A 15,719-nucleotide genomic window follows, 5' to 3' on the forward strand; every position below is an offset into this window, starting at 1 on the left:
TCTATCAACGGCTAAGTTTTAGTCTGAGATTACAAAAAGCGCTCCTAGAAATAGGGGCGCTTTTTGTTTGGGGAAAATTCTGTATTTGTATTAGCACTTACCCCTCAAGATCGAAGAAACCAATTTTTTCACCTAATAATTTAGCTCGGACGAATAATTCTCATAAAACTAGGTTTTTTGCCGCTAATTCACACGCTTCCTAATTATGTGCAACTTGAAGCGCACAAATTATTAATACTATTAGTAAGGCTCGATATTTGCGATCGCCCTTTCATGAAAAATCCAGCTTTTGAAATAACTCGGCAACCTGCAGAGTAAAGTCAGGGACAATTCAAATTAAATCAATAAATCTCCATGCCTCTGTCTGCCGCTGCTTCACAAATTCTAAATTCTCACTTTCCTTTTACTTTTAACATTTAACTGCTTGGCAATTGAGGTATAGTAATGCAAAGCAAAAATCAAATTGAACCCAAAGAATATCAAAGTTAAAACAAGGGTAAAAAAAGAAGTAAACGACAGCCTAGAAATCATCGCAAACATCGCCAAAATGATAGAGAAAAACCCAAAACCGGAAGCAAAAGAACTTAAAATCAGCAACTGCACCTTAGACATAGTTTAATTTTAAAATTATCAGTAAAATTCACTCTTGGCAGCTACAGACGAGTGCCAAATGATACTTATTACTATATAGCGGAATTGCTCAGTTGCGCCAAGGGCATAACGGCGGTTTGCTTAAAAAGGTTGGAATTCTACTGAAAAATACAGCCCGCGCTCTTGCAAACTTCTGTCTCTCGACTTAAGATCAATCAAAGGAATTCCCCAACCCAAGCGAGCGTTCCACCTCTTGCCGTACTGCCAACGCAAGCCCAATCCCGCTGACAGCAAAGTATTTGTTTCCAAATCCGCCCTAGAGCCGCTATTCCAAACATTGCCAGCCTCCACAAACGGTGTCACTTGCAAAACTCCTTGGTTGTCGCCAATTCGCAAAATCGGATAGCGCAACTCGGCAGAAGCAAAAATTCCGCTATCGGCGAGCAAAGCATCCTGACGGTAGCCCCGCACTGTCTCCGGGCCGCCCAAACCAAATTGCTCCATCGGCAAAAGCTCACCTCCAGCCAACTGCACGTCCGATCGCACCACCAGCAGCGTCTGGGGAGCCAACAACCGCACGTACTGCAATTGACCCCGCCACGCCAAAAATTGACCGTCAGGCCCACTGCTGTTCACCGTAGCGCCAAATGCTGCCACTCCCAGACTGAACTGCGATCGCGCCACCAAGACATCCCTCTCTCCCCTCCGAGTAAAATCCTGAAACAGCCTCAGCGCCGAAACCCGAGTTCTCCCGCGACTGTCAGCTCCCGGCGACAGCGGAAAATCCTCTCCCAGCAAAGATGTATCGCTTTCTCGCCTGCTCCCAACGATACCAAGAGCGATTTCTGTTCTTGCAGTTTGGACGATCGGCTGCCGGTAAGTCAACTCATAAGTCCGGCTCGACGACTCAATATCCAGCGCGTCAAAAGGCTGCTCAACAATATTGCTGCGACTCCTGCTTGCCTGAAAACTTACACTACCGTTGCGCGCATTCACAGGCAGCGCGTAACTAACATCTACAGTATTGCTGCCCTCACTATTTGTATAAATCAAACTCGCACTATCTCCCAAACCCGATAAATTAGCATCGCGGACTTCGGCCCCGCGCCGCCAACTCCCCACACTCGGAGAGCGAGAATTATCAGTAAAAATCCCAGCTTGGAAAGTTTTTGATTCTTTGACTCGGACTAATAGCACATTAAAACCCGGACGAGAACCCGCTTGCAATTCTGCTGAAATATTTTGGATTTGACCGCTTAGTTGCAGCAGTTGCAGAGCTTCTAACAAACGCTTTTCCTTCAGTGGGCCTCGCGTTGCCAGTGCCAAACGACTTCTGACATAGTTAGAATTCAGCCGCCTAGTTCCGACTACTTTGATACTTTCTAGCTTGCCTTCTAACACCAATATTTTCACAACTCCACCCGCGAGCGTTTGCGGCTCAATCAGCGCTCCCGAAGTGATATAACCTTTGCTAAGGTACAGTTCATTGATAGCAGAACGAGCTTGCAGCAGTTCGGTAAAAGTCAGCGGGCGGCCTACAAAGTTTTTGAGTGCAGCGTCTAATTCTTGCTTGCTAAAGACGGTGCTGCCGACTACTTCAAATCGATCGACCTCGATCGTACCCGGAATGTTGGGCAATTCTTCAGGCTGTGCCGGCACTACTGGCGGCAAAAGCTGTTCTACCGGAGGTAAGGGCCCAGGGGGCGCGGGTTCTGGGAGTGGAGGTGGAGTTGGCAGCAGCGGGTTGGGAATCGAAATTTCCTGTCTGTTTTCTCCTCGGTTCGGCAATTGAGCGAGAGTTTCTCGTGACTGATTTTGGGCCGGTAGATCGAACTCCGGGATGTTGTTTTCTGGTTCTTGACTCTCTTTTTCTAATTCTGAACTTGAGTATAAATCAGGAAGCCGATCGCGATCGTCTGCAGTTTCTGGATTAAGTTTTAATTTAAACTCTAAATTATCATTAAAAATTGGCGACCGGCCCAATGACTCGGCAGCAACCGCAGGCTGGCCAACACTTTGAGCTGTTAGGGGTACGGGCCAAATAACTGGTATTGAACAAGCAAGTGCTAATGTCCTGAAAAGCTTGATTCTACAAAACGCTCTGGAATGTGGCCGGGCCATGACAGGTTAAACCCTTTTAGATTAAAGAATTGAACAATTGGGAATGCTTTACAGGCTCGGGGTTGGGAGCTTTCACGCGAGTTCCATTATTTGAGAAAAATGGTGTTAAGTAGAAGGCAGGAGGCAGGAGGCAGAGGGCTTGCTTCGGCTTCGCTCTGGACAAAAAGAAGCAAGAAGAGATAGACAGCAAGCTTTTGAGCGATCGGACTCATAGGTTTAATTAGGTGGATTTACTTAGCAATATTTGATAGTTATTTATACTGCTACGAGTAGCCAAGCCGGTGTAATTGCTAATAATAAAGTCACTTTATCATTTTTTTTAAAGAATTAAATTCTTAATTCAATATAAAGATACTTGACAAAATACAAACTTTATGTATTGTAAAATTGCTACTGAAAAAAGCTCCGACTTCCCCAAGCTAGCGCTGTAGGTAGGCGGAGCATTCTATCAAAGCGATGTCTGAGAAATAGGTGAATTTTGATAGAAATTACTACATTTTATTGAGCTGCGATCGCAATTCTTCCAACTCAGCGTCAATCACCGGACTGGACTCGGATGTAGTAGCCTTGGCAGTTTGATCCGCTGCGGGCAATTGACCTTGAGCCACAGAACCTCCGCTCAGTTGAGCTTTCATCTGAGCCAACTCGTCGTCAACACCGCCGCCACTTTCGAGCAAGCGGAACTGTTCCTCTAAATTGCTGCCACCGGCCGCGAGTTCTGCTGATGCTCCCGCGCGAGCTTCTATCTGCAAAACTTTTTCTTCCATGCGATCGAAAGCTGCCATTGAACTGCCAGTATTCAGGGTGCCAATGGTGTTGTTAAGCTGTTCCTGGGCCTTAGCTGCGGATATTCTGGCCTTGAGCATATCCTTCTTAGTTTTGGCTTCGGAAATCTTGCTTTCCAAACCGATCAAGTTACGCTTGAGGCTTTCTACTTGACCCGATTGCTGTTCCAAACTACTTTTCAGGGTAGCCGCCGTTTCTGCGTGAGATTTCTTACGCACTAGGGCTTCGCGGGCCAAAGTTTCGTCTCCTTTTTGCAGGGCTAGCTGAGCGCGTTGCTGCCACTGGTTAGACTGGGATTCAGCTTGATTGTACTGAGTCTGGGTACGCTTTTGGGTTGCGATCGCGCTGGCAACGGCTTGACGCAACTGCACCAAGTCTTCCTGCATATCCGTCACGGACTGTTCTAAAATCTTTTCCGGGTCTTCAGCTTTGTTGACCATATCGTTAAGATTGGCTCTGACGACTCGGCTGATGCGGTCAAATAATCCCATAATCCTATTTTTCCTGTGAGGTGTACGAACTAGGCGGTAAGCAGGCTTGATAGCGTTAGCCCGCTTTGAGTTAAACTGATTTGGTCAGATGTTTCGCGCGATCGAGCCTTTGGCAATTTTTGCAAACATATAAATACAGTTTAAAGCGATCGAGTCAGTGGTGCAGGCAAACTGATTTGATGCACCTATCTATTGAGTTTAACTTCGATCCGGGAATTCCCCAACACGCTTGTGAAGTATGTCTAACTCGGCTGTTGAGAATTTTTTGCCTTCCCAACTATTTTGCTGCTGGTTCTGGTTCAGGATGCGGGCGGCTCGCCAGAAGGCAATTTGGGTGTATTTTTGCCTGGAAGCATTTGTGCTTTCATCGCCGCCAACTCGGCATCGACATCTCCGGCACCTTCGAGGGAGAGAAACTGCTTTTCTAAATCGTTAGTTCCGAGTTCTGCGATTGCTTCAGAGCGAGCTTCTAGCTGCATGACTTTCTCTTCCATTTTTTCAAAGGCGCTCAAAGCGCTGCCGGTACTGAGATTTCCCATCATTTCTTGCAGCCTTTCTGAGGCTTTTGCCGATCGCGCTCGGGCAATATACATATCTTTTTTAGATTTTGCCTCAGAAATTTTACTTTCGAGCGATCGCATATTGTCTTTAAGTTGAGTCACCACAGCGTTTTGCTGTTCGAGACTAGCTTTCATCGCCGTTGCCGTTTCTTGATAGGTTTTTTTTCGCGTCAGAGCTTCCCGCGCCAAATTTTCCTCGCCTTTTTGCAAAGCTAACTGTGCCCGCTGGTACCATTCTGCCGCTGTAGATTCTGCTTGGGAGCATTGGCGTTCGGTACGTTTTTGAGCAGCAATCGCTCCTGCTACAGCTTGTCTGAGCTGGATTAAATCTTCCTGCATATCCATTACAGCTTGTTCCAGAATTTTTTCTGGATCTTCTGCAGCCCCTATCAAACTGTTAATGTTGGCTCGAATCACTCGCCAAAGGCGATCGAATAATCCCATGAGCTCCGTCTCCCGATTTTATTAAATTTTAGATTTAGGGGATGGGGATTGACAATTAAAAAAACAATTTTGTGTTAGACAAAACATCGATCGCTGTCGGGCTTTGTCTAACAATTTAGTTGAATTTTTTTACTCTTTGCCTAGTTTATGGCTGATAGTATTGCGCCTTCACCCCTTTGGCTTGGAGTTCTTTTACCAAACGTTCTGCTGATGCCGCATCATTCAAAGCCCCCATTTGGATCTTGACACCCTTTGAGAAATTCCGCACGTAGGCATCGGGAACTGCGGTTCTGGCTTGCTGGAGAGATTTTGGGTTGGTGTAATCGGTAACAACGTAATAGAATCCGTCGGATGCCCGTCTCGGAGTTCCGGCGGGGGCTGGGGGCTGTGGGGCTGCGGGCTGTGGGGCTGCGGCCTGCGGGGCTGCGGTCGGTGTGGGAGGCAGTTTCGGCAGTGTCGGGACTGGTTCGGCCGCGCTGGGGCTGGGACTGGGCAGCAAAGCTGTGCTGAGATTGTTTAGTCCTTGTTGGGCACCTCTAGGAGGGTTGCCATCTTCTGTAGGAATTGGGACAGCGCCGACGGGGGCTGGAGGTGCTGGTGGAGTTGGCGGGATTGATGCTTTTGGCGATGGGGAAGCAATCGGGCTGGCTGTGGGCTTGACATTGCTGAGAGTGCTCAAATCTAGATCGACAAATTCCTTGGATACCAGATTTGGAGCTTTTGGCAGTTCTTTGGCGCTGCTATTTGAGGGGGCGCTAGCGGTGGGATTTTGGTTTGTTCCGGGCGCGGAGCGATCGAGCAAACGGTTCAAACCTGTCATTTTAACAACACTTGACGGGTGCATGACTGCGTAGCCCAAAGCTGTGCAAGACAGCAGAAACAGCAACATCGAACTCAGTCCCAAGGGAGTTAACAGACTAGCGGCCAAACTGCGTTCTGCAGGCTCGGTTTTTGCTTCGTCCAAACTTTCTATCAGTTTTTCGCTGGATTCGAGATAGTTTTGGGGTGCAAAGCCACTGCTAGATAATTTCGTGCCACCTCTGGTAGTTGCTAGCGGGGCATCGCCCTGAACGCCGGCCAGGGATAGGGGCAGCGATAGCGGCTGCTGAGTTTCCTCGACAGCTTCCAGCCGTAGGTTTTGGGTATTCTGTTGCTCGGTTGTGGCTGTTTGCTTGCCGGTACGAACTGATGGCGACACCCACTGTTCGGCGCGCCGCCTGTGCCTTCTGTATGTTGTCAGTTCTGCTTCTAGATTTACATCCAAACATCCCAGGGCTGCTTGCAAGGCAGGCTGGATTGGGGTTGATGAGGATTGATTTGGGGATTCAACCGAAGAACGCTTACTCATTAGCAAAACTCCTATCGTGTCTGAATTGATTTTAATGTTTTGATTCTCAACAAATAAACAAGCAGCTTTAAAACTTGCCTATTCTAGAATTAGTGGCTTTTGCCGTCAAGGTAACTGCTGCCCGATCGCCTGATTGCGATCGCCCTTTGCTATTTTTTCATAAGAAAAACGGCTCTCCTGATTTTGTGGTGATAAACAAACCGCATATCCTTACTCGCCCGGGCATCACTGAATCGCGAACAGTTGTGCTTGATACCGTATACACCATAAACCCAGGAGAGCCAAAAAACTCGGTAAGTGGGAAACTCAGCGACTTCAGTCCTGAGAGGAAAACGGCTCGGCGATTTCAATCGCCTTGAATCTTCAAGTTTAAAATGAGTAACTGTAGCCATCTTTGTGGTGAACAGTTTTGCAGTATTTATGACTAATTCCTTGCACCAATTCTGATGTCGAGATATTGAATGAACCAGTCTTTCTAACCGCAATCCGACCAACATATTCACCTATTTTTTTACCACTGGTAACGATGGCTTTTACAATGTCGCCAGTTTGAAAACCTTTGACAAACTTGTTTCTCGGAACGTACCGAGATGGGAATCCAAATTTGTCTGTACGACACATTTGACGAGTCCCGTGTCCAGTTGCCTTGATTAGCAATGGTTGACTCGTCACTACAGACAAGGATTCAACTTGGCCGACACAAGCAGCATCAAGCCAATGAGTTTTAGGTAGTTGAAGTCGAGTACGATTAAACTTTGTCAGTCCACCTGAACCAGTCAAAACGGGCAACCCCGTTTCTTTCAGACGAGAGAACAATGCCCACCGAGTTGAATTCACAGCAGCAGCATCCTTAAGCGGACGTTTTGCTTGTGCAAGGATGTGCTTCAAGATGTCAGGTTTTTCTGCTAAGAATTGCTTAACATCTTGAGTGCCTTTCTTCTGGTTGCACTTCTCGCAAGCAAGGCAGAGATTAGGAATTCGATTGCTTCCACCTTGAGCTTTCGAGTGAATGTGTTCAACTTGCAAAGCTACATTCTCAGCGTTGCAGTAAGCACATTTTCTGTTCCATTTGTTGAGTAGATATTCACGAACTTCGTAACCTTGCAGTTCGCCTTGTTGGTACTCAACGCCGGAAATCTCAGGATTTTCTAGTTGTTGTAGGTCAAATCTGACAAGTTCTTGAACGATCAAACTAATTGGTGCAAGTCTGCGTAATTTGTTAACCCAAGTTAGGGTGGTTTCTACCCGGTGCTGCAAGGATGGTGCTAACCAACCTTTTTGGCGGGTACGGTTTAAAAACCTTGCTTGGCGGTAACGAGTATGACGGTTTCGCCTTCCTCGACGCAGTGCGCGACGGGAATCAAGGCTTGCTTTGATGGTTTGACCCCGATGAGTTAGTTCAGCGCCAAAAATTACTTTTTCGCCTTCTAGTAAAACGATGCCAGTAGTTTTAGAGCCTGGATCTAACTTGAGACTAATTGATTCAATAGTTGCTGTTACCGCCTTTTTGAGAATAATTGTAAACGGGAACCTTCTGAAAACAGCCGCTTTACCGGCGGTTAACAACTTGTGAGCCATTGACGGCTTACAAGGTATTAGTGGTCTTTTGTTTGTATCAAGTACGAAAATAAAATTGGACATTGTTGTGTCCCTCCACTTGCGTGTAATGTTAGCTTTGCCAATGTTATAAGAGCTTTTTGAACCTGCAACACTGCCTCAGTGACTTTAAGACTGTTTAATTGCAGATGACAGAGCAGGAAACTAGCTTCGCATTCGCCTGGTGTCGTGACTAAAATAACGTAGATTTCCAGAATCTTAGGCTGGTCAGTATAGCTTGATCGATTTTTTTTACAAGCTCAGTGGCTTTAGCCCTGAGTTACTGACACTTGTTTTACACTTGCGGTTTTTCTTGATCCCTGACCCTTTATAAACTTTTAACCTGTATTTTTACCTACCCACTGAGTAAGAACTGAGCTAATTGTTTCTACATATAACGCAATTATAAATAAATTATAAAATTTAATTATGTCTCGGGGATCGCTATAACCTATACAGCATAAAGGCTGGAATGCTCTAAAACCTCCTAGCTCTACAGAGGAGAATTATAGATGAAACTGATTTGTCTAAACACTTTTATGAAAACACCATTAACTTCTGCTTGCCGTCACTGCCACCACTACACTCCTGAAGGAAGACGCGGGGGGGTTTGCGCTCTGCTGAGCGTGCCGGTGCAAAGTCAGTGGAAAGCTTGTACTTTAGCGGTTCCGTCTTTTGGAGAAGCTTGGGAAAATATAGCAGAAATTGGACTGTGGCAAGAACAGACTGTGACTGTGAAAGAGGCTGTTACTGTTTCTGAGCGCAATGCCTGCCAGTTGACAGGCACAACTTTAATCGAGCAATCAGCAGCAATGTCGGTTTAGTCGGACTGCAGCAGGAATCATATCATTTTGGATAGGAGCATTGGACATTTCCGATTCGGGAATTACTGATGGCGATCGCAGTCTGGATTTAACAAAGCAGTTTCATTTTTTTGGTGCTAGTAATATCAATACTTACACTTTTGGACGATCGCCTCAATTCGACTTTTGCAAATGACACAAATCAATAGCATCTGTAACTGGAATGAGGGAATCAAAAAACTTATTTGTCGATCGAGCTATGGCAGCCACGGATATTGACTAAAATCCGGTTCCCGTTTGTCCAAAAATGCTTGTTTGCCTTCCGCGCCTTCCTGGGTCATATAGTACAGCAAAGTGGCGTTGCCAGCCAGCTCTTGCAGACCGGCTTGACCGTCGCAGTCGGCATTAAAAGCGGATTTTAAACAGCGAATCGCGATCGGACTTTTTTCGAGAATTTCTCCAGCCCACTGCATCCCTTCGAGTTCGAGTTGTTCTACGGGTACGACACAGTTGACTAAACCCATTTCTAGGGCTTGCTGCGCGCTGTACTGGCGACACAAAAACCAAATTTCCCTGGCTTTTTTCTGGCCGACTACTCTGGCGAGATAGCTGGCACCGAATCCACCGTCGAAACTGCCTACTTTTGGGCCTGTTTGTCCGAAAATGGCATTGTCTGCTGCGATCGTCAAGTCGCAGATTAAGTGTAAAACATGACCGCCGCCGATCGCGTATCCGGCCACTAAAGCAATCACAACTTTGGGCATCGATCGAATCAACTTCTGCAAGTCGAGCACGTTCAGCCGAGGTATGCCACCTTCGTCTACATACCCCGCAGCACCGCGCACGCTTTGGTCGCCACCCGCACAAAAGGCATATTTGCCGTCAGTATGAGGCCCCGCACCGGTAAAGAGGACAACGCCGATTTTTGTGTCTTCGCGGGCATCAGTAAAGGCATCGCACAGTTCTTGCACGGTTTTGGGACGGAAAGCGTTCCGTTTGTGAGGTCGATTGATGGTAATTTTGGCGGTGCCGCCACTTTTGTGATAAAGAATGTCTTCGTAGGTTTTAGCAGTTTGCCATTCAATTTGCATGATCTATCGGTCGATTTTAGATTTTAGATTTTAGATTCTTCGGCTTCGCGAGCGAACAAGTTTTAGATTTTAGATTTACTTGCTGCATTGCATTTGGGAGCAAGAACAAGCGTCTAAAATTTGGGAAGCATCCGCTCAACAGTTTCGGGGCGCTATACCCGTTGATTCGCGGTCAAGTTGAGATTTGAAACGCCCGCTGGGGGCGATCGCTCCAGCGATAAGTCGCTTTTAGATTTTAGAGGGCATTGGACGCATCAAGGCAAAAGAAATCGGGTTTTTTACCGTTTTGGCTGGCTGCAACCTATGTATTTGTCTGAAAAAACCCGGTTTCCGACCGCTCCAAATGAGCGAACTAATAGAAAAAGCATCAAATTTTTTTCCCGGTGTCTGATTCTTGCACGGCCAAAAAACTTTAAGGCGCTGGATTACTGACGCATTAAAAGAGTCAGCAGGTGCTTTCCTGCTTTGGCAAATACTGGATCGCGGGAGGAGAATTCGCTTGGTGCGAGTAATGCTTGAACTTCGGCAAAAGCTTCTGAGTCGAGGGTTCCTTCTTTTGTAAATAAGGTGTCTATGACTGCAATGTGTCTGGAGTCGAGGCCGAGCCGGTTGGCGATCGACTGTAGGTACATTTGCTCCCGCAGGTCGATGTGTCCGTCTACGGCTGACATTTCGTAGCCGGAACCGATGAGCAGCAGCTTTTCTGATTCTGAGAAGAAAGCTGTCAGGGTTAGCAATTCCGTGGGGTTGAAGTAAACTTGCTGTTTGGATACTCCTTTGACAAGGCGCTGAATTAGTTCTATTCTACTTGGATCGCCACTGGAAAAGGCTTTGAGAGTCTTTTGCAGCCGTTCTTCTTCTTCAATGGCGATCGTCCTGTCGATAATCATTACTCCGCGCAGGATGGAAATTAGAGCAGTCAGAAATACTACCAAGGGAGTGATATCTTGTTGGCGGAGTTTTTGCCGGCTAATCCGGGACAACAGCTCAACAACTTCAGTGCTAATCGTGGTGGTGTCCATAATTTAAAATTACCCTGGATGGGACTGTGATGTAACTTTATTTTTCGATCTTAAGTGTTTTCAACTAGGTAAGTATGCCATAATTTGCCATAAAAACTTGTTTTACTAGCGATCGCACTTATTCGCTCCGCAGCAAGTGTATAAGTAAGACAATGTTAAACGTTTTTAGTTACATAGGTATACCGTGAATTTGCAAACAGAGCAGTTGTTTATTGGTGATTTTAATTATGCTATTCACAAGGGCTGGATGACTAGGGCTGTGGAACTAGCACGAGCTGCGGGCGATGCGGGTGAAGTGCCGGTGGGTGCTGTCATGGTTGACGGTACTGGTAAGTTGATTGCCCAAGCGCAAAATCGGCGAGAGCGAGACTGCGATCCTACTGCTCACGCTGAAATCTTGGCTCTGCGGGCGGCGGGCAAAGTTTTGCAAGACTGGCATCTCAACCAATGCACGCTCTACGTGACTCTGGAGCCTTGCCCGATGTGCGCTGGTGCGATCGTACAAGCTCGGATCGGTTTGCTGGTATACGGAGCTGATGACCCGAAAACTGGCACGATTCGGACTGCTGCTAATATTCCAGATAGCGCGCCTTCGTGTCACCGTTTGGAGGTACTTGGCGGTATTATGGAGTCTGTTTGTCGAGATCAATTGCTTTCTTGGTTTGAAGCCCGCCGGAAAATTTAACCTGTTAAATTTTTTACTTTCGATCGACAATGTTTAATCGAACTTGGCCGTATTAACTGAAATAATAAGTAATTGCCCGATCGATCTGGCTCCTGATTGCGGTCGGGTTGACCTCGGTGAAAGCCTCTAACAGATTAAGTTTTGGGGCGCTTTCCGCCGGCGAAAAGCAAAATGCCACTAGCAAAAGTGTCCCCATCGAAAGATTAAAAGTTTGCTAAATAACATATCCTTAAACTTGATCAGAAAACAGGGTTTAAAACCCCGTCCCTTCAGCAAGCTCATGGCAAGCCTTTTAGGACGGCTTTTAATACTGGAAAACTTTTTCAGGCTTGACAGTATTTTCCCTAACTCTAGTACACTAGAGTATAGATACAGGTAGAATAACCGCGAGCATCGAATGGGTGAGAATCCAAAACGACGGGCTAGAAAACAATAATATCTCGTGGGTAGCGAACACCACAAAAACATAGCTAGGGTAGCCACCGCGCACTCATACCAGAAAACTCAAAAACTTAGTAGTTAGATGTACAAGGGCATACGGGAACTTGGGAATTTATTCCTTAACGCTTGGGGAGACAAGCCCTCTGGGGCTATTCAAATTAGACTCGAAACTTCGTTCAATCGGACGGTTTTTGGTTTAAATATTGCCGAAAGGATGGATAGTTTAAAGGTGTGTCAGTGAACCAAGAATCCCCGCGCGTTCGCGCGCCCGGAGTGTCAAATATCGATAAAGCAAGTTAACTGCTATGCGCCATAATGCCGCGATCGCCGTTGAGTCCAGTAAATCATCTCTAGTGAAGCCCATGCTTGCCAAGGTAGCACCTAATACCTCTCGCGTTTCTCCTTGGTTAACCTCCTTGCTCTACCCGCTAGGTCACTATGTTGTCCTGCCGTTTTATTTTAGCAATATTGAAATAACCGGACAGGAGCACTTGCCGAAGGACGGGCCTGTCATCTTGGCCCCTACGCATCGCTCCCGGTGGGATGCGTTGATGATGCCCTATTCAACGGGACAGAAGGTGACTGGACGCGATTTGCGGTTTATGGTAACTGCCGATGAGGTGCAAGGCTTGCAAGGTTGGTTCATCAGACATTTGGGAGGTTTTGCTGTCGATATCAAGCATCCAGCAATTAGCAGCCTGCGTTATGGCGTGGAATTGCTCCTCGACAAGCAAATGTTGGTGATTTTTCCCGAAGGTGGCATTTTTCAGGATGGTGAAGTTCACCCTCCCAAGCCTGGATTGGCTCGTTTGGCAATGCAGGCAGAGTTGAGCCAACCTGGTTTGGGGGTGAAAATTGTACCGATGAGTATCCGCTACCGCCCGCGCATTCCTCGACGGGGTGCTCGTGTCAAAATTGCGATCGGCGAGCCGCTTTCGGTGGCAGATTATGCTAAAGGCGGCAGTAGCAAAAAAGAAGCGCGATTGTTGACTGCCGATCTTGAAATGGCTCTAAAAACTCTTGATGAATGTTGACAGTTGACAGTTGGCAATTGGCAGTTGGCAGTTGGCAGTTGATAGTTGACAGTTGGCAGTTGACCGAAGGAATAAGTAATTGTGATATAATGTTTTTTGGTGCTGTCGAGAGTTGCGGCACTTATTTTGCTTGGTTATTGTCTGTATTAAGAGTCAGCATTAATGGATTGTGCTTTGAACTTTAAACCCGGTCAAATTGTCAGTTTAGAATGTGGAAATGCGTGCCTGCATTCAGAGGTGATTGAAGTGGTTGAGGCACGTCAAATTTGTTGGGTGCGCCCTCTAATGTTGGTGGGATTGGTATCGGGGAAGGATTTGCCCCAAAAGTGGCCGGAAGAATACACTTTATCGGATTTGCGAGATGGTGCTGATTTGCTTTGGCCGTTGAGTTTGTTTCGGGCAGCGCTGGATACCGAGGTGATTTCGCTGTTGACTCAGTTGCAGTCTTTGGACTCCGATCGCAAGGATAGCGCGATCGCGTCTCGGCAACTTAGAGATTTTGTCGATCGAGTTTGGGCCGCTTTTCCGAGTGCTTTTCAATAGTCAGTAGTCATTAGTCAGTAGTCATTAGTCATTAGTCAATAGTCAGTAGTCAGTAGTCATTAGTCAGTAGTCAGTAGTCAGCAGTCAGTAGTTAGCAGGTTTCCTTTCTATGCTCTAGGCTGGTAACAAGTAGAGAGCATAGAAAGGAAACGGCACGGCGGCCTGTCTGGCGCGGGAAACTGCGACTTTTAATAATTGCTATCAGATTGAAGATTGTAGCAAAACTTTTGAAATTGGCATTAAAATACTGCGTGAGAAAGCTCTGCCGGATCGAGATTGTTATGAATAACTTGACCGTCGCGGAACCAGACAACGCGGCGAGTTTGGCGCGCTACTTCGGGTTCGTGCGTTACCATCACCACAGTCATGCCGCTTTCATTGAATTCTGTAAAAATATCCATTACTTCTTGAGTGGTTTTTGTATCCAATGCACCAGTCGGTTCATCTGCAAGCAACAACACGGGACGGTTGACAATAGCACGGGCGATGGCTACCCGCTGCTGCTGTCCTCCTGATAGTTGATTCGGTCTATTTTGCAGCCGACTTTGCAAGCCTACTTTTGTTAAAGCGTCTACGCCCCGTTCGCGTCTTTCGGCTGCGGGAATGCCTGCATAAACCATCGGTAACATGACATTTTCTAATGCTGTCAATTGAGCCAACAGGTGAAATTGTTGGAAGACAAAACCTAGTTTTAAATTGCGAATTCCGGCTAATTCTGCTTCGGGCATTTGGGCGACATCTACGCCATCTAGGTAGTAACTGCCGCTCGTAGGTCGATCGAGACAGCCGATAATATTCATAGCTGTAGATTTGCCGGAACCCGATGCGCCCATAATCGAGCAATATTCTCCTTGGGTTACTGTCAAGCTGACGCCGTTGAGGGCGCGCACTTCCAAGTCGCCGATGCCGTAAACTTTTGTTACGTCTTGCAGGCCGACGATGACGGGTTTTGAGGTGTCTTGCAGGTGGAGGTCTGGATGGGTCTGGGTTTGTAGTTCAGGCATTTGTTTTTATGTGCGATCGACACAACTAATTACTAAGTTAACACTTCTTCTCGGTTTTGGCGGCTGGAAGGGCGATGTTTGGACGCTTATAGCACTTACGCACGGGCGGGCCAGAAACCGGGTTTTTTCACGAAAATAATTGGTTATAGCCCGCAAAAACGATAAAAACCCGGTTTCTTTGGTCTTAATGAATAAGTCCTAAGTTAAATAATTTGTGGCTTAAATGCGATCGGGATCGATGTTAAATTCGCGCAGTTTGGCCGCCAAACGTTCGGCTCTTTGAGATGCTTGTTCGGCTCTTTGAGATGCTTGTTCGGCTCTTTGAGATGCTTGTTCGGCTCTTTGAGATGCTTGTTCAGCTCTTTGAGATGCTTGTTCTGCACGCTGGCGGTTTAATTCACCCTGTTCCTCCAATTCCGCATAAGAAAGAAACCTTTGTCCATCTGGTCGATAAATTTCCAACCCATCTTCGCCCAACTCAAATCGTACTCCCAATCTAGGACTTATCCAGCCCTCCATCGGCTCAATTATTTCTAGGTTTCCTTCAATTCTTTGCCAACCGCTCAAATCGTTATTTTGCGGATCGTAAAGATAATATTCCTCGACTCCATAGCGATTGTAAAATGCAAGTTTTTTGTACATTTTTGCTTGTCTGTCGTTATGAGAGCGAATCTCAAATGTGACTTGGGGAGCAATATTATCTTCTTGAAATTGCATATAGGAACGTCGATCGCCCTTTGGTCTACCAAATATTACCATCGTATCCGGTGCTTGAGAAATTTCTGGTCTACCTTGAACTGGATACCAGAGTAAATCGGCGGCTATAAAGACGTTTGGGTCATTTTTGAACAACGATTCGCAACCTTCTTTGATTGTGACAATTAATTTATATTGAATTGTACTATCTGCCATTGGTTGACCGTCGCTGGATGGATAAATAATTTGTTCGTTCGTGACTTGCATAGTGGTTGTCTCCGAGAACTATCCGATCTTAATTATACTATAGCCGAGTCTCAGTTAGCTGAGGTAAACTCCCGTAATGGGTAATCGGTAATGGGCCAGAAATCATAGCTAGTAGCTAACCCAATTCCCAATTCCCAATTCCCAATTCCCAATTCCCAATTCCCAATTCCCAATTCCCAATTCCCAATTCCCAATT

Annotated in this window: 15 protein-coding genes; 6 read left to right on the top strand and 9 right to left on the bottom strand. The window is 46.4% G+C overall.

What is annotated here, in order from left to right; translation table 11 throughout:
- The first annotated feature begins 463 nt into the window (after window positions 1-463).
- Window positions 464-619, top strand: coding sequence for a hypothetical protein (locus QUB13_RS29550; RefSeq protein WP_194070405.1), 156 nt, complete (start codon window positions 464-466; stop codon window positions 617-619).
- A gap of 113 nt (window positions 620-732) precedes the next feature.
- Here the strand turns inward: QUB13_RS29550 and QUB13_RS29555 are convergent, their stop codons facing one another.
- The 5 genes from QUB13_RS29555 to iscB all read right to left on the bottom strand — a co-directional run bounded on the left by QUB13_RS29555 (window position 733) and on the right by iscB (window position 7,982).
- A complete protein-coding gene (locus QUB13_RS29555; RefSeq protein WP_333388445.1) occupies window positions 733-2,574 on the bottom strand; it encodes a ShlB/FhaC/HecB family hemolysin secretion/activation protein in 1,842 nt (613 codons plus the stop codon).
- A gap of 629 nt (window positions 2,575-3,203) precedes the next feature.
- Window positions 3,204-3,989 (bottom strand): PspA/IM30 family protein, encoded by a 786-nt coding sequence (locus QUB13_RS29560; protein WP_194010977.1) that lies wholly within the window; start codon window positions 3,987-3,989, stop codon window positions 3,204-3,206.
- 299 nt (window positions 3,990-4,288) lie between these two features.
- Complete coding sequence (locus QUB13_RS29565; protein WP_194010978.1) at window positions 4,289-4,993, bottom strand: PspA/IM30 family protein; 705 nt, start codon at window positions 4,991-4,993, stop codon at window positions 4,289-4,291.
- Window positions 4,994-5,138: 145 nt separating this feature from the next.
- Entirely contained in the window at window positions 5,139-6,341 is a 1,203-nt protein-coding gene (locus QUB13_RS29570) for an SPOR domain-containing protein (RefSeq protein WP_333388448.1), read from the bottom strand.
- Window positions 6,342-6,710: 369 nt separating this feature from the next.
- Complete coding sequence (gene iscB / locus QUB13_RS29575) at window positions 6,711-7,982, bottom strand: RNA-guided endonuclease IscB (RefSeq protein ID WP_333388450.1); 1,272 nt, start codon at window positions 7,980-7,982, stop codon at window positions 6,711-6,713.
- A gap of 494 nt (window positions 7,983-8,476) precedes the next feature.
- Here iscB and QUB13_RS29580 point away from each other — a divergent pair, with 494 nt between their 5' ends.
- Window positions 8,477-8,761, top strand: a complete 285-nt coding sequence (locus tag QUB13_RS29580; protein ID WP_333388452.1) for a hypothetical protein — start codon at window positions 8,477-8,479, stop codon at window positions 8,759-8,761.
- 40 nt (window positions 8,762-8,801) lie between these two features.
- A complete protein-coding gene (locus tag QUB13_RS29585) occupies window positions 8,802-8,936 on the top strand; it encodes a hypothetical protein (RefSeq protein WP_333388454.1) in 135 nt (44 codons plus the stop codon).
- 61 nt (window positions 8,937-8,997) lie between these two features.
- Here the strand turns inward: QUB13_RS29585 and menB are convergent, their stop codons facing one another.
- On the bottom strand, window positions 8,998-9,831 hold the full coding sequence (gene menB, locus QUB13_RS29590) for a 1,4-dihydroxy-2-naphthoyl-CoA synthase (RefSeq protein WP_333194626.1): 834 nt from the start codon (window positions 9,829-9,831) through the stop codon (window positions 8,998-9,000).
- A 425-nt stretch (window positions 9,832-10,256) separates the two neighbouring features.
- Window positions 10,257-10,853, bottom strand: coding sequence for a TerB family tellurite resistance protein (locus QUB13_RS29595; protein ID WP_194010982.1), 597 nt, complete (start codon window positions 10,851-10,853; stop codon window positions 10,257-10,259).
- Between the two features lie 247 nt (window positions 10,854-11,100).
- On the opposite strand from QUB13_RS29595, the gene QUB13_RS29600 reads away from it, so the two are divergent.
- From QUB13_RS29600 to QUB13_RS29610, 3 genes are all read left to right on the top strand, one after another.
- The gene (locus tag QUB13_RS29600) at window positions 11,101-11,538 is read left to right on the top strand and encodes a nucleoside deaminase (protein ID WP_333388464.1); all 438 of its coding nucleotides are present in this window, start codon (window positions 11,101-11,103) and stop codon (window positions 11,536-11,538) included.
- Window positions 11,539-12,284: 746 nt separating this feature from the next.
- Window positions 12,285-13,013 carry a lysophospholipid acyltransferase family protein gene (locus tag QUB13_RS29605; protein WP_333388456.1) on the top strand — a complete coding sequence of 243 codons (729 nt, stop codon included), beginning with the start codon at window positions 12,285-12,287 and terminating at the stop codon, window positions 13,011-13,013.
- Between the two features lie 162 nt (window positions 13,014-13,175).
- The gene (locus QUB13_RS29610; protein WP_194010985.1) at window positions 13,176-13,556 is read left to right on the top strand and encodes a hypothetical protein; all 381 of its coding nucleotides are present in this window, start codon (window positions 13,176-13,178) and stop codon (window positions 13,554-13,556) included.
- A 239-nt stretch (window positions 13,557-13,795) separates the two neighbouring features.
- Here the strand turns inward: QUB13_RS29610 and QUB13_RS29615 are convergent, their stop codons facing one another.
- The gene (locus QUB13_RS29615; protein WP_106149756.1) at window positions 13,796-14,560 is read right to left on the bottom strand and encodes an ABC transporter ATP-binding protein; all 765 of its coding nucleotides are present in this window, start codon (window positions 14,558-14,560) and stop codon (window positions 13,796-13,798) included.
- 219 nt (window positions 14,561-14,779) lie between these two features.
- Entirely contained in the window at window positions 14,780-15,523 is a 744-nt protein-coding gene (locus QUB13_RS29620; RefSeq protein WP_333388462.1) for a Uma2 family endonuclease, read from the bottom strand.
- Window positions 15,524-15,719: the final 196 nt, after the last annotated feature.

The sequence above is a fragment of the Microcoleus sp. B4-D4 genome, assembly GCF_036705185.1.
In the GTDB taxonomy this organism is placed as follows: Bacteria; Cyanobacteriota; Cyanobacteriia; order Cyanobacteriales; family Microcoleaceae; genus Microcoleus.